This is a genomic window from Pelotomaculum sp. PtaB.Bin117 (assembly GCF_002067195.1).
Lineage (GTDB): Bacteria > Bacillota > Desulfotomaculia > Desulfotomaculales > Pelotomaculaceae > Pelotomaculum_D > Pelotomaculum_D terephthalicicum.
In genome coordinates this window covers 12442-37224 of record NZ_MVQM01000080.1, presented here as the reverse complement: position 1 = coordinate 37224, position 24783 = coordinate 12442, and the positions used below count along the sequence as shown (strand labels likewise).

At 50.3% G+C, this 24783-nt stretch carries 20 protein-coding genes and 3 tRNA genes; 3 read left to right on the top strand and 20 right to left on the bottom strand.

What is annotated here, in order from left to right; all coding sequences use genetic code 11:
* Positions 1-179: 179 nt before the first annotated feature.
* Together A4E54_RS05530 and A4E54_RS05525 are read right to left on the bottom strand one after the other, a co-directional pair.
* Positions 180-1298 carry a Nif3-like dinuclear metal center hexameric protein gene (locus tag A4E54_RS05530; protein WP_240082327.1) on the bottom strand — a complete coding sequence of 373 codons (1119 nt, stop codon included), beginning with the start codon at positions 1296-1298 and terminating at the stop codon, positions 180-182.
* Entirely contained in the window at positions 1289-1981 is a 693-nt protein-coding gene (locus A4E54_RS05525) for a tRNA (adenine(22)-N(1))-methyltransferase (protein WP_240082326.1), read from the bottom strand. Before A4E54_RS05525 ends, A4E54_RS05530 begins: the two co-directional genes overlap by 10 nt.
* A gap of 136 nt (positions 1982-2117) precedes the next feature.
* On the opposite strand from A4E54_RS05525, the gene A4E54_RS05520 reads away from it, so the two are divergent.
* Entirely contained in the window at positions 2118-3128 is a 1011-nt protein-coding gene (locus tag A4E54_RS05520; protein WP_240082325.1) for an aldo/keto reductase, read from the top strand.
* Positions 3129-3329: 201 nt separating this feature from the next.
* On the opposite strand, the gene A4E54_RS05515 is transcribed toward A4E54_RS05520, so the two are convergent.
* From A4E54_RS05515 to A4E54_RS05455, 13 genes are all read right to left on the bottom strand, one after another.
* Positions 3330-3776, bottom strand: a complete 447-nt coding sequence (locus A4E54_RS05515) for an Hsp20/alpha crystallin family protein (protein WP_240082324.1) — start codon at positions 3774-3776, stop codon at positions 3330-3332.
* 80 nt (positions 3777-3856) lie between these two features.
* Positions 3857-5308: an aminotransferase class I/II-fold pyridoxal phosphate-dependent enzyme gene (locus A4E54_RS05510; protein WP_240082323.1), complete on the bottom strand. Its 1452-nt coding sequence runs from the start codon at positions 5306-5308 to the stop codon at positions 3857-3859.
* A 33-nt stretch (positions 5309-5341) separates the two neighbouring features.
* Entirely contained in the window at positions 5342-5992 is a 651-nt protein-coding gene (locus tag A4E54_RS05505; protein ID WP_240082322.1) for a coenzyme F420-0:L-glutamate ligase, read from the bottom strand.
* Complete coding sequence (locus A4E54_RS05500; RefSeq protein WP_240082321.1) at positions 5992-6915, bottom strand: N-acetylmuramoyl-L-alanine amidase family protein; 924 nt, start codon at positions 6913-6915, stop codon at positions 5992-5994. Before A4E54_RS05500 ends, A4E54_RS05505 begins: the two co-directional genes overlap by 1 nt.
* 115 nt (positions 6916-7030) lie before the next feature.
* The gene (locus tag A4E54_RS05495) at positions 7031-7234 is read right to left on the bottom strand and encodes a putative signal transducing protein (RefSeq protein WP_240082320.1); all 204 of its coding nucleotides are present in this window, start codon (positions 7232-7234) and stop codon (positions 7031-7033) included.
* Positions 7235-7697: 463 nt separating this feature from the next.
* Positions 7698-7814: a hypothetical protein gene (locus tag A4E54_RS05490; protein WP_240082319.1), complete on the bottom strand. Its 117-nt coding sequence runs from the start codon at positions 7812-7814 to the stop codon at positions 7698-7700.
* Positions 7811-8218 carry an S-layer homology domain-containing protein gene (locus tag A4E54_RS05485; protein WP_286724878.1) on the bottom strand — a complete coding sequence of 136 codons (408 nt, stop codon included), beginning with the start codon at positions 8216-8218 and terminating at the stop codon, positions 7811-7813. Before A4E54_RS05485 ends, A4E54_RS05490 begins: the two co-directional genes overlap by 4 nt.
* 62 nt (positions 8219-8280) lie before the next feature.
* Positions 8281-8964, bottom strand: coding sequence for an InlB B-repeat-containing protein (locus A4E54_RS05480; protein WP_240082317.1), 684 nt, complete (start codon positions 8962-8964; stop codon positions 8281-8283).
* 131 nt (positions 8965-9095) lie between these two features.
* Positions 9096-9557: an S-layer homology domain-containing protein gene (locus tag A4E54_RS05475; protein ID WP_286724876.1), complete on the bottom strand. Its 462-nt coding sequence runs from the start codon at positions 9555-9557 to the stop codon at positions 9096-9098.
* Positions 9496-15015: an immunoglobulin-like domain-containing protein gene (locus A4E54_RS05470; RefSeq protein ID WP_286724874.1), complete on the bottom strand. Its 5520-nt coding sequence runs from the start codon at positions 15013-15015 to the stop codon at positions 9496-9498. The genes A4E54_RS05475 and A4E54_RS05470 overlap by 62 nt, the downstream gene beginning before the upstream one ends.
* Before the next feature lie 80 nt (positions 15016-15095).
* Positions 15096-16055, bottom strand: coding sequence for an AraC family transcriptional regulator (locus tag A4E54_RS05465; protein ID WP_240082315.1), 960 nt, complete (start codon positions 16053-16055; stop codon positions 15096-15098).
* Between the two features lie 173 nt (positions 16056-16228).
* Positions 16229-17158, bottom strand: a complete 930-nt coding sequence (locus A4E54_RS05460) for a helix-turn-helix domain-containing protein (protein ID WP_240082314.1) — start codon at positions 17156-17158, stop codon at positions 16229-16231.
* A 30-nt stretch (positions 17159-17188) separates the two neighbouring features.
* Positions 17189-17362, bottom strand: a complete 174-nt coding sequence (locus A4E54_RS05455) for a helix-turn-helix domain-containing protein (RefSeq protein ID WP_240082313.1) — start codon at positions 17360-17362, stop codon at positions 17189-17191.
* 490 nt (positions 17363-17852) lie between these two features.
* Between A4E54_RS05455 and A4E54_RS05450 the strand changes: the two genes are divergently transcribed.
* Together A4E54_RS05450 and A4E54_RS05445 are read left to right on the top strand one after the other, a co-directional pair.
* The gene (locus tag A4E54_RS05450) at positions 17853-18695 is read left to right on the top strand and encodes an SDH family Clp fold serine proteinase (protein ID WP_240082311.1); all 843 of its coding nucleotides are present in this window, start codon (positions 17853-17855) and stop codon (positions 18693-18695) included.
* Between the two features lie 226 nt (positions 18696-18921).
* On the top strand, positions 18922-21213 hold the full coding sequence (locus A4E54_RS05445; protein ID WP_240082310.1) for a sensor domain-containing diguanylate cyclase/phosphohydrolase: 2292 nt from the start codon (positions 18922-18924) through the stop codon (positions 21211-21213).
* Positions 21214-21316: 103 nt separating this feature from the next.
* On the opposite strand, the gene A4E54_RS05440 is transcribed toward A4E54_RS05445, so the two are convergent.
* From A4E54_RS05440 to dnaG, 5 genes are all read right to left on the bottom strand, one after another.
* Positions 21317-21392: transfer RNA gene (locus A4E54_RS05440), tRNA-Val, on the bottom strand.
* 19 nt (positions 21393-21411) lie between these two features.
* A tRNA-Ile gene (locus A4E54_RS05435) sits at positions 21412-21486 on the bottom strand.
* Between the two features lie 6 nt (positions 21487-21492).
* Positions 21493-21567 (bottom strand) — tRNA-Asn (locus A4E54_RS05430).
* 169 nt (positions 21568-21736) lie between these two features.
* Positions 21737-22831, bottom strand: coding sequence for an RNA polymerase sigma factor RpoD (gene rpoD / locus A4E54_RS05425; RefSeq protein ID WP_240082374.1), 1095 nt, complete (start codon positions 22829-22831; stop codon positions 21737-21739).
* The gene (gene dnaG / locus A4E54_RS05420) at positions 22815-24728 is read right to left on the bottom strand and encodes a DNA primase (protein ID WP_240082309.1); all 1914 of its coding nucleotides are present in this window, start codon (positions 24726-24728) and stop codon (positions 22815-22817) included. The genes rpoD and dnaG overlap by 17 nt, the downstream gene beginning before the upstream one ends.
* Positions 24729-24783: the final 55 nt, after the last annotated feature.

The window sequence follows — 24783 nt, the reverse complement described above, 5'->3', positions numbered from 1 at the left end:
GGTCGCCCCCACTGGGTATTACCCAGCACCCTGCCCTGCGGAGCTCGGACTTTCCTCAGACGCCACCTTTCGGCCCGGCGCCCGCGATCATCTGATTTACTCACTTAATCGACTATGTTCATTATAACATCCGGACAAACAATATGCAAAGAAACGCATTATTCAAGACAATTCCGGGCTCACATGCAAGTATAAGGGTTGGTATCCGTATCGGATAAAACCATTTTGACCTTCAGCCCGCTCATGCGGCACTGCTCTTCCAGGTATTCCTTAAGCGCGGACAAAACCACATGCTCGGTGCCATGATGACCCGCGTCGATAAAATTCAGGCCGGCCGACAGCATATCCCGGGCTTCATGATGGCTGATATCTCCGGTGACAAATGTATCCGCGCCGGCGCGGAGGGCCGCAGGCCAAAGCCTGGCTCCCGCTCCCCCGCAAACAGCGACTTTCTTGACCTTGCTTTCGGATTTACCGCCCAATCTGACCGCCGGCAAGCCCAGCGCTTCCTTTACTGTCCGCGCGAATTCGCGAAAAGACACCTGGCGGGCTAAACTGCCGACTCTCCCCAACCCGTAGGCCGGGCCGGGGTTTTTCAGCGAATACACGTCATAGGCCACTTCTTCGTAAGGATGAGTCCTTAACATGGCCTGGATAACAGCATCTAATCCGGTTGTTGGAACAATTGTTTCCAGCCTTGCCTCCTCAACCGATTCCAACTTGCCCTGTTCTCCTATAAAAGGCTTCGTGCCGGTAAGGGGCTGAAACATTCCCGTGCCGCGGGTCTGAAAAGCGCAATGGCTGTATTTGCCGATCCATCCCGCTCCGGCTTCGGATATAGCCTGGTGCACAGCTTCCACATGTCCGGCCGGAATAAACACTACAAGCTTGACATACTGTTCCCGGCCGGCCGGTTCCAGAACCGTGGTTTCATTCAGCCCCAGTTTTTCCGCCAAGGCGGTGTTGACTCCACCGTCAGCGATATCCAGGTTGGTATGGGCGGTATACACCGTAATGTTGTTTTTTATGGTATATTCCACAAGTCTTCCGTCGGGCCGGTTAAAGCGCAGCGATTTAAGCGGCTTAAAAATCAAAGGGTGATGGCTGATAATCAACCCGGCGCCTTTAAACTTTGCCTCCTTAACAACATCAATATTGATATCCAAAGTCAACATGGCCAGTTCGATTTCCGCAAACGGATCGCCAACCTGCAGGCCGGGATTGTCCCATTCCGCGGCCAGGTATATCGGCGCAAGTTTTTCAATAAGGCTAAATATGTCCCGGCAACTTACAGGCATCTTCCCACCACCTTCCTGATGCGCTCAAGTTTATTCTTCAGCAGCCCGGCCTTTTCCCGCGCGGCATTGTTCTTCCCGGATGCCATTCCGCTTAGCGCCCGCTCGTACTGTTCGATTATTTTACCAAGATAAGCATTCAGCAGCGGGTCCCTTCCCTCAATTAAGCGAGGCCCCAGTTCAAGGCATAATTTATCGTCAAACAATTCCCGGCCGGGTTCGGCAACAACTATCTGGTATAGCCTGCCGTCTTCATCAACTAGTTTTTCGCCGATAATTTTCCAACCGTTTCCGGCAAGCCAAATTCTCAAGTCGCCGGCATCCGCCATCGGCTGCATAACCAGCCTGTTCACACTCTTGAGAACTCCCGGCCCGGCAGCCAGGATTTCTTTTATGGTATTGCCGCCCATACCGGCCAAGACCAAAACTTCAGCCTCGCCCGGCAGCAGCGTCTTCAAGCCGTCTCCGAGGCGGAGGTCCACATGGTCTTCGAGATGGCGCTTTTCAACCGCCCGCTTCGCGGATTCAAGCGGACCGGGATTTAAATCGGTGGCAATAACCTTTTCGCTTATGCCCGCCTCAATCAGAAAAATAGGCAGGTAGGCATGATCGGTCCCGATATCGGCCGCAATGCCGCCCGCCGGCACATACGCGGCCAGGGCGGCCAGGCGTTTTGCCAGTTCCATGAAACACCTCCGCTTTATCTTTCAGAAACCAGTATAATTTACTTTTCACGAAAAGACAAACATCCATAATCACGCAATCAGTTTAACACTTAATAATAATTCACAGTAATGTTATAATACTCCCGCGGTGAGCTCCGTGAGATACAGAAAACTCGGCAGAACAGGAATAAAAGTTTCTGTTATCGGCTTTGGGGGTATACCGATTCAGCGAGTTACCGAAGAAGATGCCAGTATAATCGTAAACAAGGCGTTAGATCTCGGAATAAATTTTTTCGACACAGCCAGGGGATATACCGATAGTGAGGCAAAATTGGGCGCCGCCTTAATAAAGAGGAGAAAAGAAGCGGTAATTGCGACAAAATCCATGTCCAGAACCGGGGAAGGCATGGCCGCCGACATTCAAAAAAGCCTGGAGGCATTGAGAACAGATTTCATTGACATTTACCAGCTGCATAATGTCAAGGATGAAATGACGTTAAAGCAAGTATTCAGCAAGAACGGCGCTCTTGCCGCTTTAACAAAAGCAAAACAGGATGGTTTAATAAGACATATAGGTATTACCGGGCATATTAAGAGCTATTTGATGGAAGCGATTAAAATAAAAGAAATAGAAACAGTGCAGTTTCCCTTTAACGCGATTGAGACAGCCGGAGTAAATGAATTATTGCACGACACTGGGAAAACGGACACGGGCGTTATTATTATGAAACCGCTTGCCGGGGGCGCTTTAAAAAAGGCCGGTCCGGCTTTACGTTATATCCTGGAATATCCCGTCTCTACCGTAATACCGGGTATGGATTTTCTCAAACAAGTGGAGGAAAACGCCTCCGCGGGAAGTAATCCCGCCCCGTTATCAGCCGCTGAGAAACAAATGTTAGAAAAAGAAAAGGAAAAACTAGGCGCGGCCTTTTGCCGCCGCTGCGAGTATTGCTTGCCCTGCAGCCAGGGTATCGACATAGCCACGATTTTTTTACTTGACGGCTATTATACGAGATATGATTTGCAGAACTGGGCCAGGGAGCGCTACCGGGGACTGCCGGTCAACGCGGATTCTTGCTTAGAGTGCGGTGAATGCGAAGAAAAATGCCCCTATAGCCTGCCCATTCGTCAAATGCTCAAGGATGCCGCTGCCAGAATGGCCAACTAGCAGTATCCAATAATTGCTTGCCATATTAAAACTATCAAAAAGATGCTATGATTTCAATAAATTTTACGTCCCCACTATAGGTGGCGTATATTTTATTCTTTAAAAATTAATCCGGGCAATTTATAGAAGGAAACCCGGTTTTTATGCACCGGGTTCCCACAAAATTAATTTTTAATATTCAAGGCTTCTTCTACGGCTTTATTACTGTATCTCGATGTTCTTCCCCACTTTTCTCGCATCCATATCCTTTGGCAGGACAATTTCCAGGATGCCGTCCCGGTAGCGCGCCTTCATTTCATCGTGTTTCACCGGTATATCCATCGTGAAAGACCTGCTAAAAGAGCCGTAGCTACGTTCCGTCCTGAGAAAATTAGCCCCTTCCTCTTTTTCTTCTTTTCTGCGCTCACCCCGTATAGTCAGCAGGTTGTCGTTAAAAGTAACTTGGATATCTTCCTTGTTCGCGCCTGGAATTTCCGCCTTAATCAAAACTGCGTCGGGCGTGTCCTTGATGTCCACCGGGAAGGCCCATCCATGGGCAAGTGTCCCCGCAAGCATCCGCGGATGACGAAAGTTTTCATCAAAAAGCCTGTTGATAGACGACTGCAAGCCCGTCAGTTCATGAAAGGGATCCCACTTTATAAGATCCATTAACACACCTCCTTTTTTGTATTAGTTTACCTGGAGGTGACATAATTATGCGTCAGCAGTTGAGGCAAAATACTTTGCCATTATCTGTCCAAAACCATTACGTTATTGACATACGGGTCGAAAGTACCTTGGAGCGTGCATCTCTCCTGCTTAAGCAACTTTACGTATTCAATAATTTCATGCGTTATCACTTCTCCCATGCTGACCAGAGGAATTCCCGGCGGATACACCATGATCATTTCACCTGATATTTCCCCGGCGCATTGTTCAAGGGGCACCGGCTTTTTAAGGCTGTAAAACGCCTCTCTCGGCTGCAGGACAATTTCCGGATTAAACTGCACGGCTTCAATTTTTTTGATTTCTCTTCTTTCAGTGTGCCGGGCTATGTCTGTCAGGGCGTTTATTAAAGCTTCCAGGTATTCCTTTCGTTCTCCCAAACCTGTGATAGCCAGGATATTGTACATGTCGGCAAGCTCAATAAGTATGTTGTAGTCTTTAGCCAACATTTCTTCGACTTCGTAACCGGTAAGCCCGATTTTCCGGACGTTTATCAATAGCTTTGTTTCATCGAAACTAAATTGCCCGGACTCTTCAAAAAACACTTTATCCGGCGCGAAGAGCCCGTCAATTTTATTTATCTCTTCCCTGGACCACTTCAACAGCTCCAAGAGTTGATCTAGTATTTTTCTGCTTCTGATAGCCAGCTGCTTTCTGGCGACGTCCAGGGAGCACAGTAGAATATAAGATGGACTGGTTGTATAAGCGAGATTAAGCACCTGCTTTATATAGACCGGATCAATATTGCTGTTCCTAATAAGAAGCGCCGAACTCTGAGTCATCGAACCACCGGTCTTATGAAGGCTTACCGCGCTTATATCGGCCCCGGCCTTCATGGCGGACAAGGGGAAATGATCGTGAAAATGCATGTGGGTGCCATGGGCTTCGTCCACCAAGACCGACATACCGCCGCGATGTGCCGTCTCCACAATTGACTTGAGGTTTGATGCGACTCCATAATATGACGGATTAATTGCCAGCACTGCTTTGGCGCTTGGATTTTCTTCTACCGCTATGCGTAGATTATCTTCCGTGACACCAAGTACGATGCCCAGTTCGCCGCTGATTTCCGGGAGTACATAAACCGGTCTCGCGCCGCTAAGTATTAGAGCGTTGAAGATCGATTTATGGACGTTTCTAGGCAGTATGATCTGGTCTCCAGGCTTACAAGTGCTCATAATCATTGTCTGTACACCCGACGTTGTGCCGTTGATCAGGAAATAAGCGGAACTTGCTTGAAATGTTTCAGCAAGAAGTTTTTCAGCTTCCGTAATAACGGAAGCCGGGTCCCAGATTATATCGATGCCTCTTGTTTGGTTCAAGTCCATTCTCAAAACATTCTCGCCGACAAATTCCTTATATTCTTCGAGTCCGTTTCCATGTTTATGGCCCGGTATCTGCAACGGAACAGCATTTCTTTTTACATGATACTTCACAGCGTCAAAAAGAGGTGTTCTATTCTGATCCAGCAACATTCATTCCCATCCTTCTATTGACATTACCGTGTTTTAAGCAAAATTTCTCATGTTTTGTTCAGATATCAGCACCACTATCGGTGTCTGCTGGTCATCATTGCCATGCGGGTTGTCTTTAAGATAGTCGAACAGCATCTCCCGGGCGACACCGTCGGTGGCAGCCAGGATATCTACCTTTCCTAAATCATTCACATCGGTAATAACCGCCTCGGCTCCGGTTGCCTGCTTGATCCTGTCCACCACTTTTTGCGGGTCCTTCGGACCGAGGACGATATGCCTGTCAAAAGGCCACATAGTGCCTGCGAAGTCGTCAATCTGGGCCAGATGACGACCGGCCACCCGATAAAAATCTCCTCTTCGCCCGACCAAGCGGCCCAGTCCCGCTGCCGCCACTCCCAGGAGAAAACGCGGCAAACCGGTCTCCCGTATGGCCACCTGAATGGACGGCGGCGCGGCCAGACTACCTTCTTTACCTGGAAAGTGGCATAAAATGCGGGCGAGCAAACCCGGCTTCACCGTTTCCGGCAGGATAGCCCGTCCCTGACTAATAGCCACGACACTCTCGGCGACGGCTATAATATCGCCCGGGGAGGTTATCTCACCGGCGTATTTTTTCGCCACCTCCACGATATCGTCTTTATCTGTAACGATGTGTGTTTTAATCGGAATTCTTCCGGAGATCATCAAAAATCACCCTTAAAATTTGCGCCGTTTCGGGCAAAGTATCTTATAAGACCGTTGAAAATCCCTTCCGCCGCCTTTTTTTGCACCGACAGTCCGCGCAGAAATACCTCCTCCACCAAGTTGGTTATGGTCAGCACTTCCGCCTCTATCGCCGGTATTTCACTGAGTGCGGCCAACTGCGCCTGTTCCGCTGTCCCCCTGTCAGCAGCCTTGAGTTTATTAACCAATCCTTCCTGGACGTAACGGGCCAAAACGGCGCTCTGTTTATTGGCGGGAGCATACAGCGTGGCAATGCCGTCTTCATTAGTGTCGGTACAAGAGCGGTTGTGGACCCCGATATATAAATCGGCGCCTGCCTTTCTGGCCAGATCCAATCTCCTTTCCCTAGTAATATTTTCATCACCATGCCTAGTAAGCACAACATCCGCGCCTGCCCGGCGCAGGATATTCTCCAGGTTCTTGGCAATAGGCACAACCACGTTTTTTTCCTGAAGGCTGACAGGTCCTTTCCCGCCGGCGTCTTCACCGCCATGACCGGGGTCTATGACAATTTTTTTCCCCCCGAATAACTTGGCGACAAAAGAGCGTTCCAAGTTGATTTCCACCCGGAAGGGAAAACCTTCAAGAGCAGTCAAGCGATACTCCGCCGGGTGTTCCAGCACCATTTCCACTGAAACGGCATTTTCACCATCCTGTTTTGCGATCAATGCGCGTAATAGTCCGTCGTTTATCTCTGTCGTTCCTTCCGGCATATTCAAAACAACGCCTTTACCTGCGAAAATAACCCTGTCGCCTGCGTTTCTGGCACCATAAGTATATGGCCTCGTCGACTCAAGTATTACTTTGGAAAGCCACTCGCCTTTTTCCCCATCAACAGTTTTTGACCACATGTTAGTTATTCTCGGTGCTTTTTGATTAGACAAAAAGGACCCTCCCTGCCATATTTTTAGAACCAGAAACATTGTCTAAAATAACATCTAAATAAGATTCTTTAATCGTTGTATTTTTCCTGTCAATTTATCGGCTGACGGAAAAAATTTAATTCTGACTGATAATTATTTTCGCTCTTTCGACATCTGATTGTTTAACAACCAATCTTACGCCACCAATTAAATTAACAAAATTAATAGTTGCTTGTTCATCATAAATAAAAACCTGAATGCCCTCACTTTCTAACAGACCTTTCACAATATGTGCTTCAGACACATTAAGATATGTCGCGATAGTCACTAGCTTATCCATAGTTATCATCTCCTCATATCAAATTTTCATATGTGGCGAATTTAACGCAATTACAACTCAAAAAGTCAAGAAAAGTAATTAAAAAACTCAAAAACGACTTATTAATTTTAATTCTTTTTCAATTAAATTGCAACTTTATCCTCGCGCCAACATTCTCCCTTTATTTAGAGTCTGTTTGTTTTTAATTTCAACAGCCGCAGCCTTAAATCTAAGAAAAGGTTACCTTAGCTGAACCTAAAATCTACCTTAAATCTAAATTTGTATTAATTTCGCCGGCCATGGGGACACCGGGGTTAAAAAAACCCGCCGGTAAAGGCACGGTTTAATAGGGAAACTTATTGACCATACCCCAAACCGATACGGAAAAGAAAGAAGTCACAGATTTTGTGGCTTCTTTTCTTTGCTTAGAGCAAAATAGGCTGCGAGATTTGAAGTCTCACAGCCTATTGAATCATTTAGATATTTATTTCCCCAACAGATTATACAGCACCTGTGCCATTTCCGCTCTGGTGGTCGTGCTGAGCGGGGTGAGCTTTCCGGCGCTGCCGCCGACGGTGCCGGTCTTGACCAGCAGCGTCATGGCATCCTTTGCCCATGAGTCAATTTGTCCTGCGTCGGTGAACTGGTCGAGCGTTTTTCCGCTGTCCCCCTCCGGCAGCTGGCCGCTGACCTTGAGCGCGTTGTACAGCAGAGTGAACATTTCCTGACGGGTGATTTCCTTGCCTGGCGCGTGCCTACCCCTGCGGATATTCCAAGGCGTTTGGCCGCCGCCAGATAGCCTGTGTAGTAGGTGTTGCCTGCGTCGGAGAAATTATCGGTCGGGTTCGCATCCGGCGCGATTCCGTAGGCTTTCATCATCATGACGATGAATTCTCCGCACGTCAGCTTCGCTTCAGGACTGTAATTGCCGTTGCCCGTGCCGCTTGTAATTTCCCTTGCCGCGATGAAGCTCACGGCTTTGTTATACCAGGCACTCGGAGCCACATCGTTGAAGCTCACCTTGTTATACGCTACCGCATACTCGCTGAAATGGGTGGTAAAGAAGGTCACGGTTCCCGTGGCCGGGTCGTAGCGTCCGTTGGGTACTGATACCGCCTTGCCGCTGCCGTCAATGTACCAGATAACAATGCTCGGCTTATGGAGATTTCCGCCTTGCTTCCGCTGATTCCCTGAGTGCCTGTCAGCATATTGGACGGGACGGTGACGCTGCCCGTGTCCGTATCAAGGGTCAGCGTACCTTGAGCATCAGTCGTTGACAGCTCAGGAACCGGTATGCCGACGGTATAGGTATTAACATCGGGAATGGAAGGTACCGTGATGACTGTTCCGTCCTGAGCGAGGTTCTGAGAGCCTGCGTCTACCGGTGCGGTTCCGGCATCCTTGTCTACCGTGACCGGAAGCGTTGTTTCTGTGCCGTTTTCCGCTTTCACGTCCGCGTTATATTCCGGCGCTGACGGTGTTGACGGAGTGCCGCCACCACCAGAGGAACCGCCGCCCGTATTTTTATAAGTCGCCGTGACGGTCACGTTTTTACCTGGCATTGTGAAGGTGGTGGTTGCGCTGTTTGTATTTGCAAAGGTAACGCTGTCGCTTGATGTCCACTTATCAAAGGTCTGGCCGCTGGCCGCCGCATTTGCGATAATAGATACCGTCGCACCCTGTGCGTAGCTGCCGCCGCCTGTGCCGTTTACTACGGTGACGGTGTAAGTCACCACTTCGTTCACCGTCATGGTAAGGCTCGTGCTGCCGGTTGCGCTACCCCTGGCAAGCGTGACGTCATATTGGCCGGTGCCGCCGTTGTAGGTGACGGTTGCCGTTACCCCTGCGGCATCTCCGGTAAGCAGACCGTTTACACCCGCCGCTAATACAGCAATTTGGCGGTAATCGCTGCCGCTTCGGCGCGGCTGGTGTAGCCCTGGGGCCGGAAGCTGTTGTCGGGATAACCTCTCAGGTAGGAATTGCCTACTGCGGCGGCTACGCCGGACAAGGCCCAGGGGGATATCTGTTGGGCGTCGCTGAAGCTCAACGCCTGATCTCCAGCTTGCAGTTTGGTAGCCCGGGCGGTGATGACCGCGGCTTGTTCCCGGGTGATTTGGTCGTCGGGGCCGAAGCTGTTCTGGTCGTAGCCGCTGATGATGCCATGAGCGGCGGCGGTGTTGATGCTATCCTTGGCCCAGTGGGCGGCGGTGTCTTTGAATACCGAGCCTTGCTTGGCCTCCAGCTTTAACGCTTTGACCAGCATGACCGTGAATTCGGCCCGGCTAACACTCTTTTCGGGCTGGAAGCTGCCGTCGGGATAGCCGCCGATTACTCCGGCCTGCATGAGCTTGGCGATGCTGTCTTTGGCCCAGTGATTGGCAATGTCGGCGGGCAGCTTGATTTTCTTCTTTGGCGTCGGCTTTCAAGGTGGCGATGACCGCCAATTTGGTAAAGTGATTGACTTGGCCGGATACGGTAGATCCATCTAAATCCACTTTGATGTTGTCCAGTTCCACCCACTCTCCGCTCTGCTCATCGAAGCAGCATATCTTGATATCGTATTTCTCCGGGTCTACCTGCGATTTATTAAAGGACATGGTGATGGTAACCGGTTGTGCGAAATTACCGGACCGGTTCTTCACGATGTCCACTACCTTGCTAATCAGCCGGCTATCATCGGGCAGGCGCATCCCGGAAGTCAGAGCCGCTTCCCGTACCTGGACGCGGATATCGCTTTCCACCGCTCCGGCGGGGAAGGACATGGAAACGCCGCTGTCGGCAATGTCTTTGCCTGTCGGTGGCACCAGGATGCCGGAGGGGGCGGAACTGCCTCTGCCCGGTCTGCTGGGGCTAGTATAAGCTGTCGCGGCAATGCTTATGGTTTTCTGCGTGGTGGTTTGGCTGTGCCAACCCTTGCTCACGGTGATGGTAAAGGTGTAACTGCCGTTTGTGCCGCTCGGATTCGCGGAGGTGCCTGCCACCGGCACCAGGTAACTGACCGTGTTGACGGCGACGTCAACGCTGCCGCTATTCACCGCTGTTACAGCAGTATTTCTTAGCGCCGTTTTGATTGCATTCTCACTGCTGGCCGCCGCTTGGGTCATATCGCTGTAGGCTGCGTTTTCCGCCGCTGTTTTAGCGTTACCCACGATTGCTATGTCCGGGTCGGGTGCTTCGTTTACGCTCATAGTAAGGCTCGTGCTGCCGGTTGCGCTGCCCTTGGAGAGCGCAACCTCATACCGGCCGGTGGCGCCGTTGTAGGTGACGTTCGCCGTTACCCCTGCGGCGTTGGGTACAGCGCTTAGTAAGCCGTTAACATAGCTTTGCACCGCCTCCGTTTTGTCACTCTGCGACGCGCCGAAGGCTACATTGACGGAGCCGTCGGTCAGGGCCGCCTTGGCCGCGGCTACCGCCTGAACATCCGTGACGCCTGTATAAGGCGTCGCCGTAATGGTGATGGATTTTTGCGTGGTGGTCTGGTCCTGCGAATCCCTTGCCACGGTGACGGTAAAGACAAAGCTGCCGTTGGTGCCGTCAGGACTTGCGGAGTCGCCGGCAACCGGCGGCGTGTAGCTGACCTTGTTGACGGTAACTGTTACGCTGCTGTTGTTGACCGCCGCTTCGGCCTCGGATTGCAGCGCGTTCGTGATAGCAGCCTCACCGGTCGCCGCCGCCTGGGCCATGTCGCTGTAGGCTGCGCCCTCCGCCGCATTTTTCGCCGCGTCCACGAACAGCTTAATCAGGTGCGGCGGTGCGCCGTCTTGCCCCGCAATGTTTCGCAAGACGGGCAGCTTGTAGTCCTCGATGAGCCAGATCGTGCTCGTGTTAAAAAAGAGCGTGCCGTTCCAGAAGCTTTCGCTGAACAGGGAATCGAAGGACAGATTCTCGCCGTCCGCTAACCTTACGCCGGCCTTAATTGCCTTAGCCGCGCCGTTCGCTGTTACCGTCATGCCATTAAAGGCGTAGTTGTCGTCCGTCCGGGTGCCGGGCACATTTATCACCCGGCTCCCTCCGTTGCCGGCTGCTGTCACGCGGGGGTTCAGCGCCGCGCATAGCATCACGATCCCCTCGTTGAGCATGCGTCCCGCCACGCCGCCGGCAAAGCTATTGCCGCTCACATTGCCGGTGGCGTAGCAGAGGAACATCTGTCCATTTTGGATTTCTCCCGCCACACCGCCGATATTGCTGCCGCTGCCGCTGACATCGCTCTCGCTATAGCAGTTTCTCACTTCGCCGGTAGAAAAACGCCCTACGATACCGCCGACAGAGCCATTGCCCCTGACACTGCCGCTGACATAGCAGCTTTCCACCTTGCCGCCGGAAATTCGTCCCGTCACGCCGCCGACGTACCTATTGCCGGTGACGCTTACATCCGCCACACCGAGGTTTTTCACCAGGCCGCCTGAGCCGATGGCTCCAAACAGCCCCTGATAATCAGTCCCGCTCCGGTCGATGGTCAGCCCGGTGATGCTCTTGCCGTTACCGTTAAAAACCCCGGTGAACATACTATTATTTGCTCCAATCGGCTCCCAATTGGTATAGCCCGCCGCCGGCAGGTCGATATCCGCCGTCAGGATGTAGTGCGCGCCCATATTATGCCGAACCGCGTCCAGATGGGCGGCTGAAGGCACCTGAAAGGGGCTTTGGGAACTGCCGTTTCCGATCCAGTAAATCTCCCATATCGCATACAGGGTCAAGGCATTGCCGGGCATGGTCACCGTGGCTCCCGCTCCATAACCTGCGCCTGTACCGTTTGCCGCCGTGTTCCACTCCTTGAACCGCATTGCCTCCGGCGGCTGCAGATTGTCCGCTGCAGCCGCCTGGAAGAGTTCGTTTTCAGCCCTGTCACTCTCCGTTGGCGGCGTTCCCGTGCCGCCATTGGCGTCATAGACAACGGCATAACGTTCCAGTTCAAGCATTTTAACGGTCAGGACAAATGCTCTTGTCCGAGCCGCGCCTGCCCCATAGCTTGCCTCGGCGGTCAGGGTGACGGTTACATCCTCGGTTTGCTCCCTTTCTATGAGCGCTCCGGTTACGGTATCGATATATCCCGTTGGGACGGCGCTCCAGGTAATTGCAGCGCCTTTTAAGCCGGTGACGGGAAACTGCGCAAGATTTCCGGTCATAAAATTCATCCCGATATTCTCTCCCCTGATATCGTCCCATTTCAGAGCGGCCAGGTCCGTGCTGATGATTTCATCGTCCGTCCATGGCCCCTGCCATTGCAGGGTAGGATAGGATATGCCCTCGCCGATTTTCCATATGGTTCCAAAGTCCCACCCGGTAAAAGTCTCCAGCTTTTTCATGTCGCCGGTCTCTTTCGGCGTACCCTTGCCGGTATCGCTTCTTCCGGAAGAATCTTTGTCGTAATAGCAATTTATAATCGCTCCATTGTAAATAGTTCCAAACAATCCTCCGACATTATTTGTCCCTGTTACCTCTCCGGTAGAATAACTGTTCATAACCGTATTCTGGGCAACAGAACCGTGAACGCCTGCAAGACCGCCGGGTTGCTCGTAGCCGTGTACATCGCCCGTGGCATAGCTGTTTCCGATGTACCCTTCCCAGTTAGAGCCTACCAATCCTCCGACCCACTGGCGGCCATTTACCGCACTGCTGCTGAAACACTCTTTGATCGTACCCTCGGAATTTCCTACTAATCCACCCACACGGTAGCCGTCGGAAGCTGCTACCGTTCCTGAGGAATAGGATTTGGTTATTTCACAGCCTGAAGTTATCTCTCCTACTAGACCTCCTATAGACGCTTCTCCCGACGTAGCTGCCGTCACGCTTCCCGCCGCGGAGCAGAGTGTTACTTTTCCGCTATTTTCAATCCGTCCGGCGAGGATTCCCACATATCTTTTCCCTTTTACGACAGCGCCCGTTATATGCAGATCATCCACGGTTCCGCCGCTGATTTTGCCGAACAGCCCAATAAAGTCCTCATTTTCTCTGTCTATAGCAAGGTTCTCGATGGTATACCCCTTGCCGTCATAGATGCCGGTGAAGGGGGTGGCGCTGGTTCCGATGGGCGTCCAGCTGGCATAGCCCGACAGGTCGATATTCGCCGTCTGGATGAAATGCACGCCGCTGCCCATTATGTTGCGCAGATCATCCAGGTGATCCGCCGACGATACCTCGTAGGGATGCTCCGCGCTGCCGTCGCCCTCCCAGTTGAAGGAGCTTCTTACGACCACCAGGGTAAACGTCTTGGTCCGGGGCGTTCCCCCCGCATAGCTGACCGTGGCGGTAAGGACAATGGTTGCATCGGTATCAGCCGGTCTTGCCACCGTTCCGGTTTCTGCGTTAACAATCCCTGCGGGTTCCGCGCCCCACGCAATCGCCGACTCCATGCCTCCGGTAAGAGGAAGGTTCAAATCCCCGGTAACAGCTTCCGGCCTGATATTCTCTCCCCTGATCAGGTCCCAGGTTATGGCGCTTAAATCCGCGGCAATCCGGTCATCGGGCGTCCACACATAATCATAATAACGCAGGGTGGGGTAGAAGACGTCTTCATTGATGCTCCAGACGCTGTCAAAATTCCAGTTGGTAAAGGTCGCCTGCCGCCTCATCTCCGCTGTGATTTTCGCCGTCCCGGCGGCGGAACTGGTCGTGCCCGCGGCATCTGAGTCATAAAAGCAGTCGGCGACCGTGGGAGACCCTTGCCTGTAACCCAAAAATCCTCCGGGATACGTACCCGCTGCCGGGACGTTGGCATAGCAGTATCTTGCCGTGCCGCCCTGCATTTCCCCGGCGAAGCCGCCTGTATACCGGCCCGCCGTTACCCGGCCGGAGGCGTAGCAGTCCTGCACCAGCCCTGACAGGACAAAGCCCGCCAGGCCCCCCGCCGTGCCGCGTTGGCTGGAATTTGCCGGATCGGCCGATACCGCGGCGGTGGAAAAGCTTTCCTTGACCACCGCGCTGCCGTGCTGGACCGCGCCGATCAAGCCGCCTACCCGGGCGCTGCCGGAAACCGTACCGCTGGTGGAGCAGTTTTGGATGGTTGCGCCCCCGGTCGCGCCGCCCCCGTCGGCGATGATGCCGGCCAGGATGCCGACGTTGAGATTGCCTGTCACAGCGGCGTCTTGGATGCGCACATTTTCAATGACGGCATTGCCGCTGACAAAGCCGAAAAGGCTGGCGTTGTTGTTGCAGCCGGTAACGGTAAGCCCGCTGATGACATACCCGCCGCCGTCATAGTGCGCGGTAAAGGGCGCCGCGTAGGTCCCAAAGGGCGTCCAGTTGTCGTAGCCCGCGAGGGCAAGGTCGATGTCTGCCGTCTGGACATAGTAGGCGCTTAAATTATCCCGCGCCGCGTCAAGGTGATCCGCCGATGCTACCTGATAGGGGTCTATTTCCGTGCCGCTGCCCTGCCAGATCACACCGTCCATCGGCTCCATCAGCATCTGCAGCCCACCCTCTTCTTTGAGCACCGTCACCGTGAATGCCTTGGTATCCCCGGCCTCGCCGTAGGTAATGGTGGCGGTCAGGGTGACTTCCGCGTCCGACCCGCCGGCGGCCGCTCTCGTGACCGTACCGTCATGGGCGATTACCGCCGGGGTGTCCGACAACCATGTGACGGTGCTGCCCGAAGCGCCGGACAGGGGCAGCGTCAGGTCGTCCTTCACGCCGTACACGCTGTCACCCACCGCAAAGCCAATCGCCAGAGCCTCTTTGTCGGCCGCGACGATGGCCGCGTCGTCAAGCCCTGCCGCGCAAGCTGTCGCGGGGAGGCCCGTCATGCCGGCGATCATGCAGAGCGTCATGAGCAGGGCCGTTATTATCCGGAACAAGCTTTTCACTGTTCTCGTCCTCCTATCTATGAAATTTTGCGACCCTGGCTTTAACCGCAGGGTCGTAGTATCCTATGACAAATCCCATTTTAGATGGTTTTTCCAAATGAGGCATTGACACTTTTAAGGTTTTGGGATAAAACTAAAAATTTTTTTGCGGAGGACAGAGGAAAATCCTCAAACCGCGTCTGCGCTTCCAGTCCTTCGGCTCCGGTCTTGTGCCTCATGCGGAATTCGGAGGGCGTGCAGTGATAAAACTGTTTGAAGCTCTTGATGAGATATTTGGGATCGGAGAACCCGCATTCGGCGGAGATTTCATAGATCATCGCGTCTGTGCTCAAAAGCAGCCGGGCCGCCTGCATGCAGTAGCCGCTGCAGATTAGCTGCCGCAGGGAATACCCGTATTTCTTCCGGATATCGTTGGACATGTGCTGCTGGGTAATCCCCGCGGCCTTCGCCAGCTCCGCGAGAGAATTCCTGACCACCGGCTGCTGCCGGATATACTTATAAATCTGCCTGTACCGGCGCACCTGCCGGTCGCCGATCCGCCGGGTCCCCGCGCCGTAGCGCAGGTAGTCGAAGCTGTCGGTCATATAGGCCAGCAGTTCCTCCAGACAGGCTTTTACGGAGGCTTCCTGGCATGGGCCCGCTTCACCGTCCGGGAGGAGCCGCACCAGCCGGGCGATGTGCTCTTTCAAACAGCGGTATTTTTCCGGCGCTCCGGCCTCGTGGCAGGGGGAACAGCACTGAAAAAGCACGTAGTCAAAGTCCGGATCGACGCGGCGGCAGAAGGCGGGGTCTATCTGCATGAACAGCAGCCGGTTTGCGCCGCCGTTCCTTTTGATGCGGTGCGGCTCGTCCACGTTGACGACGGCGACCCCGTTCTCTTTCAGCAGGTAGGTTTCGCCGCACAGGGTGATCTCCGCCTTGCCCTCCAGCGCCAGGATGACCTCCACAGCATTGTGCCAGTGGTAGGGGTATTCGTCGACCTGCCGCACCGTGGCTTTCAGCGGTATCCGCCCTGAAAATTCAATGATTTCGGGGTACATCCATCATCGCCTTCCTTTCCTCGTTGCCATAACTCTATTGCATTTGGAAAGGCGGCGCATTGACACTTTTAAGCTCCGGGGAAAAAAGAAAGAGGAGCTGTTGCACAACGAACAATAGAGTTCAAAGTGCGACAGCTCCTCTTTTAGCTAAATTTAACGATATTGACATCCGGTTATTCTGTGTGATCTCCGGCGCCGGCCGCCGCCAGGCGGCGGCCGGCATGGCCGAGGGGCATGTCCCTGTATCGCGTTTGCCGGGCCAGGGCCGCGCTGTCCGCCCGGTGGGCCTTGCGGAAGTCCGAGGGCGTGGCGTGGAAGAAGCGCCGGAAATACTTGATGAGGTATTTGGCGTCGGAAAAGCCGCATTCCTCCGCGATCTCCACGATGCGCCTATCGGTGCCGAGCAGCAGCCTTGCCGCGCGCTCGCACCGGCCGTAGCACAGCAGCTCCTGAAAGGACATGCCGAATTTTTCCTTGATGTCGGCGGAGAGATGCTGGAGGCTGACGCCCAGCTCCGCGGCAAGCGCCGTCAGGCCCTTTTGCACCTCCGCGCCGCCGGTCGTATGCTGCGCCATCTGCCGGAGCCTTGCCACGCGCTTTTCGTCAAAAGGCTCGGTGCCGAAGCCCCAGCGTAAAAAATCGAAGTTGTACACGGTATAGACCAGCATTTCCTTCAGGAGCTTCTTCACCGCGCTGTGATCCGCGCTGCGCTGGTCTGCGACCAGCAGAGCGACCAGCCGGGCGAGGTAGTCTTTGAGCACGCCGTACTTTTCCGGCGCTTGGGCTTCGTGATAGGTGGAGCAGCAGTAGAGGAACAGGTATCGGTCCGGCAGGACGCTGCGGCAGAAGCCGGCGTCGATGTGGACGAACAGGATTTCGTTGTCTGCGTCGCCGGTCATGCGGTGGATCTCGCCCATGTTCGTAATGGCGATATCGCCTGCCTTCAGCGGCATCTCGTCGTCGCCCATACCGATGTTAACCGGGCCCTTCAGTACCTGCACGATCTCCAGCGCGTCGTGCCAGTGGTAGGGGGTTTGGTTGCCGCCCCGGACAAAAGCCCGGACCGGCAGGCCGTTATGAAATTCGACGGTTTCCGGACGCATGCTTGCCGCTCACCTCACATCGGACAGGAATCATTTTTTCGGACGTTTTCTTCCGTCGTCGGGCTTGGGAGCGTTTTTCGGTACGACCCACATATTGCCTATTTTCTGCGCGCCTTCGATTCGTCCGGCTGCGCAATGGTAATTGACCATCCGGCTTGTGATACCCCATTTATCCGCGGCTTCCCTTACGCTGATGTAATCCATTCCGATCCCTCTTATACTTTTTTTCTCATTATACTTCCTGTTTAAGAAAATTTCAAATTCAGGAAATTTGTTCGGCATGACGGTAGCTATATTCGCCGGAGTGTGGTATGTTCTGTTGCTGAAGGGAGATGGCCAGATGAAGAAGCAAATTATCACCGGAATAGCCGTTATCGCCTGTGTGGCGTTGTGCGCCGCCGTGTGGCCTCAGAGCGCCGCGGTAGGGAAATTTCCGCCGAGCCGGTTAAAACCGTCGTAACCGCCGAAATTGAGGCCCGGAAATGCCGCGGCGCCTTCACCGAAGAAGCCGAGAAAATAGCAATACATTCAGTTAACACATATAATATTTCAGGTTTATTATTACTTCTATTCAACCTGTTATTGAGGCGGCACAACCTTCCTGACGCGCCGGGTTTATTTTGGGGCTTGATGGAGAACATTAGAGTTAAGCATATTATTTTATTTACCCCGCTTTATTCGGGGGCAACGGGAGATGAATCCGGTTATGACTTTTGATTTTTCCAGCGTTTTTTGGTTTCTTCTTATTATTATCAGTTTTCTGCCGCTTTTCAAGCAAAGAAAAACACAAAGCGCTCGACTCAAGAAAATAAGGGAGATTGAATTAAAAAGGGGTACAAGAGTAATCGCATTAATACACCGTCAGGAATCCATAAGTTTACTAGGATTGCCAATTTCAAAATATATTAATATAGAAGACTCAGAGCAAATTTTAAGAGCGATCAGACTTACCCCCGACGAAATGCCCATAGACATAATTCTTCATACTCCCGGAGGATTAGTGCTTGCAGCCGAACAAATCGCGCATGCGATAAGGAATCATCCAGCGAGGGTGACTGTTTTCGTGCCGCATTATGCCATGTCAGGAGGGGCGTTTATAGCAACCTCGGCTGATGAAATTGTTATAGATGAAAACGCTGTATTAGGACCTATAGATCCTCAAATAGGTGGTTATCCGGCAGCATCAATAATCAATGTTCTTAAAAATAAACCGCTTGAAAAAGTTGATGACGAAACCTTAATGTTGGCCGATATTGCGGCAAAGGCTATAAATCAGGTTAGGGAAAGCATCTACAATATTCTCGCGGACAAATTTGACAGCCAGGAAAAAGCGCGGCAGCTTTCGAAAATTTTAACGGATGGGCGTTGGACACACGACTATCCAATAACTTATGAAATATTAAGAGATATGGGGTTACCTGTTTCATTAGGCATAACAAAAGAAATTTATGAATTAATGGAACTATACCCGCAGCCGCCTCAAAGAAGGCCTTCCGTCCAGTATATACCTGTGCCGTACCGGAAACGAATAAGCTGAATACAGCATTTCCTCGCTTTTATTATGTGCTTTTTGCCCCTTTTTTGACACTGACAAGCCCTCCAAGTCCTTTTTTTAATAATTATTTAGAGGAAATTTATTTATTGTGTCGTATTATTTAGTTAATTGTAAATATTTAAATTATTTTTTTATAGTCCAGTTAGATTTTTATAATCGACTGGATATTGTACTTTCTTAGGGATTTATCGAATTTTGTCAAAAAGGGGTGAAAAAACTGAAAGACATTATTAAAACTAAAAAACAGCTACTCAATAAGTTGGTTGAAAATCGTAAACAAGTTACTGAATTTAAAATATTAAATAACCGTATCGCAAGAGAATCATTCGCAGAAAAGCAACACAATAACAATAAGCAACTTCTGGATATTATTGAATTTCTCCCCGACGCTACCTTTGTTATTGATCGTGAAAAGAAGGTAATACACTGGAATAAAGCTATAGAAAAAATGACCGGAGTAAAAAAAGAAGCGATTATCGGCAAAGATGAATATGCTTACGCTGTTCCCTTTTACGGTAAACAAAGGCCAGTTTTAATCGATCTTGTCTTTTCCAATGACGAGGAGACTGAACAAAAATATGAATATGTTGAAAGAAAGGGAACGACATTATATGCTGAGACCTTTATTCCGCTGCCTTTTAGTGGTGAGAAAGCCTTCCTGTGGATAACAGCATCACCACTTTTTGATAGTGAGGGAAATTTGGCCGGCGCTATTGAATCAATTCGTGATATCACTAAGCGTAAAAGAGCGGAAGAAGAGGTAGAAAAATACCGTAGCTGCCTCGAAGAGGTGGTAAAAGAACGCACTATGGAACTGGTCAAATTCAATGAACTGCTTCAGCAGGAGATTATCGAGCGGAAACGGGTGGAAGATGCGCTCAAAGCCAGTGAAGCTCAGTTACGTCTTCTGATTGAAAATTCACTTGACGCAATTGTTAAGATAGATAAAAATGGAATATCCGGGTACATAAGCCCGTCGATTAAAAAAATTACAGGGTATACTCCTGAAGAAAGAATCGGGAAATCCGCTTTTGAATTAATTGAATTTCTTCCCGATCTCACCTTTGTCATTGACAGTGAGAAAAAGATAATCGCTTGGAATAGAGCTATTGAAGAGTACACGGGAATCAGCAAAGCAGAAATTCTCGGTAAGGATGATAATGCTTTCGCTGTTTTAATATACGGAGAGTCAAGGCCTTTGCTGGTCGATTTCACTTTTCACGACAGGTTGGAGAAAGAGTCAAAATACATATCAAAGTTTACTTATTTTGAGAAAAAAGGCCACGTATTACATGCTGAAAGTTTCGTACCCACACTATTCAATGGTAAAGGAGCTCATATATGGATAACAGCGGCTCCACTTTATGATAGTAAAGGAAATCAAGTAGGCGCTATTGAAACCATTCGGGATATTACCGAACGTAAGCAGATGGAGGAAAAACTAAAACACCTCAGTTCACACGACTCCCTTACCGGTCTTTATAACCGCGCTTATTTTAATGAAGAAATGCTCAGATTAGAAGAAGGACGTCATCTGCCACTGGGCATTATTGTTTGTGATGTAGATGGATTAAAATTCATAAACGATACTATGGGTTACGAATCCGGCAATACTCTGCTGGTTTCAGCAGCCAATTTAATAAAAAGCTGCTTCCGCTCAAGTGGTATGATAGCACGCATCGACGGAGATGAATTTGTAGTGTTGCTTCCATATACAGATAAACCAACAGTAGAAAACGCTTGCTATAGGCTAAAGGAATCCATTAAAGAATATACTGAGGCAAACTCTGAGTTCCCTCTAAGTCTATCAATAGGATTCGCTGTTAGTGACAACCACCCCAGCCCTCATGAACTCTTTATAGAGGCAGAGCTTAATATGTATAGAGAAAAGCTTAGCCATAGTCAAAGTACCCGCAATATTATTGTCAGGACACTAACTAAGATGCTTGAGGTTAGAGATTTCGCGACTGAAGGACACGCAGAACGCATGCAAGAACTTGTTGTTCACTTAGCCACAGCCTGTGGGCTGCCTGAATATAAGCTTAATGATATGAGCCTTTTCGCTCTCTTTCATGATCTTGGGAAAATTGGTGTTCCCGATAGAATTCTTTTTAAACAGAGCTCGCTGACTAATGAAGAATATCTTGAAATCAAAAAACATTGTGAGATCGGCTATAACATTGCCAATTCCGTGCCTGATTTAATCCCGATAGCCGATTGGATTCTCAAACACCACGAATGGTTTAATGGTAAAGGTTACCCCTTAGGTTTGTATGGTGAAAAAATCCCCTTTGAGTGCAGGATACTTGCTGTTGTCGATGCTTATGACGCAATGACCAGCGATCGGCCCTATAGAAAGGCTATGAATCAAAGGGAAGCTATAGCTGAGCTAAAAAGGTATTCTGGTACACAATTTGATCCGCAAATTGTACAGAAGTTTGTGGAGATATTGGGGAACCGGCTAAATCACACGGAAATGGCTTTTGCAGCGTTGTGGTAATTGACTTACCTAAGGAATTTGGACCATCAGCATCGGGTAAAACCATTATTATTGCAAACGGGGTTTTGGTAATTTCCCAAAACCCCGTAACCCGCCTGAAACTTGGTGGGCGATGACGGGCTTGAACCGCCGACATCCTGCTTGTAAGGCAGGCGCTCTCCCAGCTGAGCTAATCGCCCCTATTTTCGTAGACCAAATTGGTGGGCCCACCAGGATTCGAACCTGGAACCAGCCGGTTATGAGCCGGATGCTCTACCGTTGAGCTATGGGCCCAAAAATTGGCTCCCCGAGTAGGATTCGAACCTACAACCTACCGGTTAACAGCCGGTTGCTCTACCGTTGAGCTATCGAGGAACATCGGTAGTTAACATTATACGATATTTTGTGCCACCCGTCAACATATCGCCAATGATAAAATTAATAAATAAAAATCAAGCCCGCCTGCTGTAGACGGGTAAACTGTTCACCCAACTTATTATCCGCTCCCCGGGAAACATCACCGTGAAGGCTTCCATGGTTTTTATCAATCAAGATAATCTTTCAATTTCTTACTGCGGCTGGGGTGGCGCAGTTTACGCAAGGTCTTGGCCTCGATTTGCCGGATACGTTCCCGCGTTACACCAAACTTCTGGCCTACTTCCTCCAGCGTACGCGCACGGCCGTCGTCAAGTCCAAACCGCAGGCGCAACACCCTTTGCTCGCGGTCGGTCAAGGTTTTCAGCACCTCGTCCAGTTGTTCACGCAAAAGGGTAAAGGATGCTTCCTCAGCGGGAGCTCGCGCTTCGTGATCTTCAATAAAATCGCCCAGGTGGGAATCCTCTTCCTCCCCAATAGGCGTTTCCAGGGATACCGGTTCCTGGGCAATCTTAATGATTTCCCGGACCTTGTCTTCGGAAATATTCATTTCCTTGGCGATTTCCTCCGGACTTGGATCACGCCCTAATTCTTGCAATAACTGTCTCGACACCCTTATTAATTTATTAATCGTTTCCACCATATGAACAGGTATTCTGATGGTTCTGGCTTGATCAGCTATCGCCCTGGTTATAGCCTGGCGAATCCACCAGGTAGCATAAGTGCTGAATTTAAATCCCTTTCGGAAATCGAACTTTTCCACCGCTTTAATTAAACCCAGATTGCCCTCCTGGATTAAGTCCAGAAACAACATACCCCTACCCACGTAGCGTTTAGCAATACTGACAACCAGCCTTAAGTTGGCTTCGGCCAACCGCCGCTTCGCATCCTCGTCTCCATTTTCCATGCGCTTGGCCAGATCAACTTCTTCTTCTGAAGTCAGTAACGGAACCCGGCCAATTTCTTTCAGATACATGCGAACGGGATCATCTATACCGACGCCTTCCGGAACGGAAAGATCTATTTCCATTTCTTCTTCGGGCTGGGCTTCAATTACCGTTCCATCAAGCTTTTCCAATTCCGTTGCTTCAGGGACAACTTCTATGCCCATATTGGCTAATTTTTCATATATATCGTCAATTTGTTCAGGAGTAAGATCAGTTCCCTGGAGGCTGTCCATAATCTCGTTGTAAGTTAACACACCACGTTTTTTGCCTCTCTCAATTAGCTCCTTAACACCCTCACTCTTAACTTCGTCTCTCAGCGCTCTCACTCCCCTCTTTAGGGTGCTTCCAAGTATCCGTCTTTAAAAATTGCTGATATTCATGCAACAAATTTGCAAGACGATCATGGTCACCTATCCGCTCAGCCTCAGCAATTCCTCTTAGAATTATATACTCACGCCATAGATAACCGTACAAATCATGGTCGCCCGACTTTTCCGCGTCACCAATCTCCTTTATTAACTTTTCCCTGCGCTCTTGCCTGTTGCAACGATGAATTGACTCCAAATAATCCTTCATTATCTGAACCCGGTTTTCGCCGGGGATATCATGAAGCAGAAACTGACTCAACAAGGGCTGTTCATCATCCTTAAGATAATTAAAGATTTTAGCCGGCTGGTAAAAGGGCTCTCTTGATATTATTAAAAACTGTTTAAATATATTTTTATGACTTGTGTTTCTAAAAGGTTCCTCTCCCAGTTCTTTTAAAATAATTTCCACCAGAGACGGGTCTTCCAAAACCAGCCGCAATAGACCATTCTCCGCTTTTTCCCTGGAGTTAAGTTTATTTTCCTTGTTTATTATTATATTATGCTTAGTTTTAACAATATTATCCGGATTTGTCCATTTTTTTCCCGAATTTGCTTGAAATCTCTTAAATTCAGCTGTAACTGCTTCAGGACTTGAACTTAGAAAACGTGATATAGTTTTTAAACTCTCTTCTCTTTCAATCTCACTTTTAATTCCTGCAACACCAGGAAACACTAGCCTCATTACTTCCAGTTTTTCGGAAACAGTCCTTACCGGTTTATTGCCGACTGCCTGCCGCAGCTTATATTCAATTAAAGAAAACGCTTGCTCAATTAAATCTTCCCACCCCTGACGCCCGTGCCGTCGCAAAAAATCGTCGGGATCTTGCCCCTCCGGGATATTCACTACACGCACCTGACAACCGATTTCCTGCAACAGCTCCAAACCTCTCAAAGTGGCAGCCACGCCGGCCGCATCAGCATCATAAGCGATTACTACATTCCGGCTATAGTTAATTAACAGCCTGCCTTGTTCCCTGGTAAGACTGGTACCCAGCGAAGCTACCGCGTTCGTTATTCCATAACGGTGAGCGGTTACCACATCCATATATCCTTCCATAATAACAACGTAGCCTTTTTCCTTGATCGATCTTCTCGCCAGGTGCAGACCGTAAAGGAGGTGTCCTTTACTGAATAAAACAGTCTCGGGAGAATTCAGATATTTAGGAGTGGCAGTATTATTAACTACGCGACCGCCAAACCCGATAACCCTGCCGGTCACGTCCCAGATTGGAAATATAATGCGTTCTCGAAAGCGATCATAATATCTCCCGCTTTCGTTTTTTACCGCCAGCCCGGCTTCCGCCACTGTTTGCGGGCGGTAGCCTTGCTTCTCCATGAACTTTAGCAGGGAATCCCATTCCGGAAGAGTGAATCCCACTTGAAAATTTTCCAGCGTATCTTGAGAAAGTCCACGTTCGGCCAAATACGACCTGGCCCTGCCCGCCGCACCGTGATTTTTAAAAACATTACGAAAATAGTCGTTCGCCAAGCTGTTGATTTGTCTTAGTTGAGCTAATTTTTGCCGCCTTTCCTGTTCAGCAGGGCTTTCGTTTGCCGGAAGGCTTATTCCCGCCCGCTGTGCCAGCATCTTGACCGCTTCGACAAAGGTTACGTTTTCTATTAACATCAAAAACTTAAAAACATTACCTCCCGTATTGCAGCCGAAACAGTGAAAAATTTGTTTATCAGGAGTGACGGTAAACGATGGTGAACGCTCCTTATGAAAAGGGCAATAACCAGTAAAATATTTCCCTTTTTTCTTTAATTGTACATGACGGGATACCACCTCAACGATATCTGATCGCAGGCGGACTGCCTCTATTACATCATCAGGAATTAAGCCCACCCTGCTCACCTTCTAAAACCATATTGTAATATGTTGTTAAGCAACAAATTTACTG

What these genes read in the sequence shown, in the direction of transcription:
- A4E54_RS05480 (WP_240082317.1), bottom strand. Translation starts at nt 8,964, where the DNA reads ATGACGGTGAACGAAGTGGTGACTTACACCGTCACCGTAGTAAACGGC.
- A4E54_RS05460 (WP_240082314.1), bottom strand. Translation starts at nt 17,158, where the DNA reads ATGCGTCCGGAAACCGTCGAATTTCATAACGGCCTGCCGGTCCGGGCT.
- A4E54_RS05490 (WP_240082319.1), bottom strand. Translation starts at nt 7,814, where the DNA reads ATGACGCTGCTGGTCAAGACCGGCACCGTCGGCGGCAGCGCCGGAAAG.
- A4E54_RS05465 (WP_240082315.1), bottom strand. Translation starts at nt 16,055, where the DNA reads ATGTACCCCGAAATCATTGAATTTTCAGGGCGGATACCGCTGAAAGCC.
- A4E54_RS05455 (WP_240082313.1), bottom strand. Translation starts at nt 17,362, where the DNA reads ATGGATTACATCAGCGTAAGGGAAGCCGCGGATAAATGGGGTATCACA.
- A4E54_RS05515 (WP_240082324.1), bottom strand. Translation starts at nt 3,776, where the DNA reads ATGGATCTTATAAAGTGGGATCCCTTTCATGAACTGACGGGCTTGCAG.
- A4E54_RS05525 (WP_240082326.1), bottom strand. Translation starts at nt 1,981, where the DNA reads ATGGAACTGGCAAAACGCCTGGCCGCCCTGGCCGCGTATGTGCCGGCG.
- A4E54_RS05475 (WP_286724876.1), bottom strand. Translation starts at nt 9,557, where the DNA reads ATGCAGGCCGGAGTAATCGGCGGCTATCCCGACGGCAGCTTCCAGCCC.
- A4E54_RS05450 (WP_240082311.1), top strand. Translation starts at nt 17,853, where the DNA reads ATGAATCCGGTTATGACTTTTGATTTTTCCAGCGTTTTTTGGTTTCTT.
- A4E54_RS05510 (WP_240082323.1), bottom strand. Translation starts at nt 5,308, where the DNA reads ATGTTGCTGGATCAGAATAGAACACCTCTTTTTGACGCTGTGAAGTAT.
- A4E54_RS05530 (WP_240082327.1), bottom strand. Translation starts at nt 1,298, where the DNA reads ATGCCTGTAAGTTGCCGGGACATATTTAGCCTTATTGAAAAACTTGCG.
- A4E54_RS05495 (WP_240082320.1), bottom strand. Translation starts at nt 7,234, where the DNA reads ATGGATAAGCTAGTGACTATCGCGACATATCTTAATGTGTCTGAAGCA.
- A4E54_RS05505 (WP_240082322.1), bottom strand. Translation starts at nt 5,992, where the DNA reads ATGATCTCCGGAAGAATTCCGATTAAAACACACATCGTTACAGATAAA.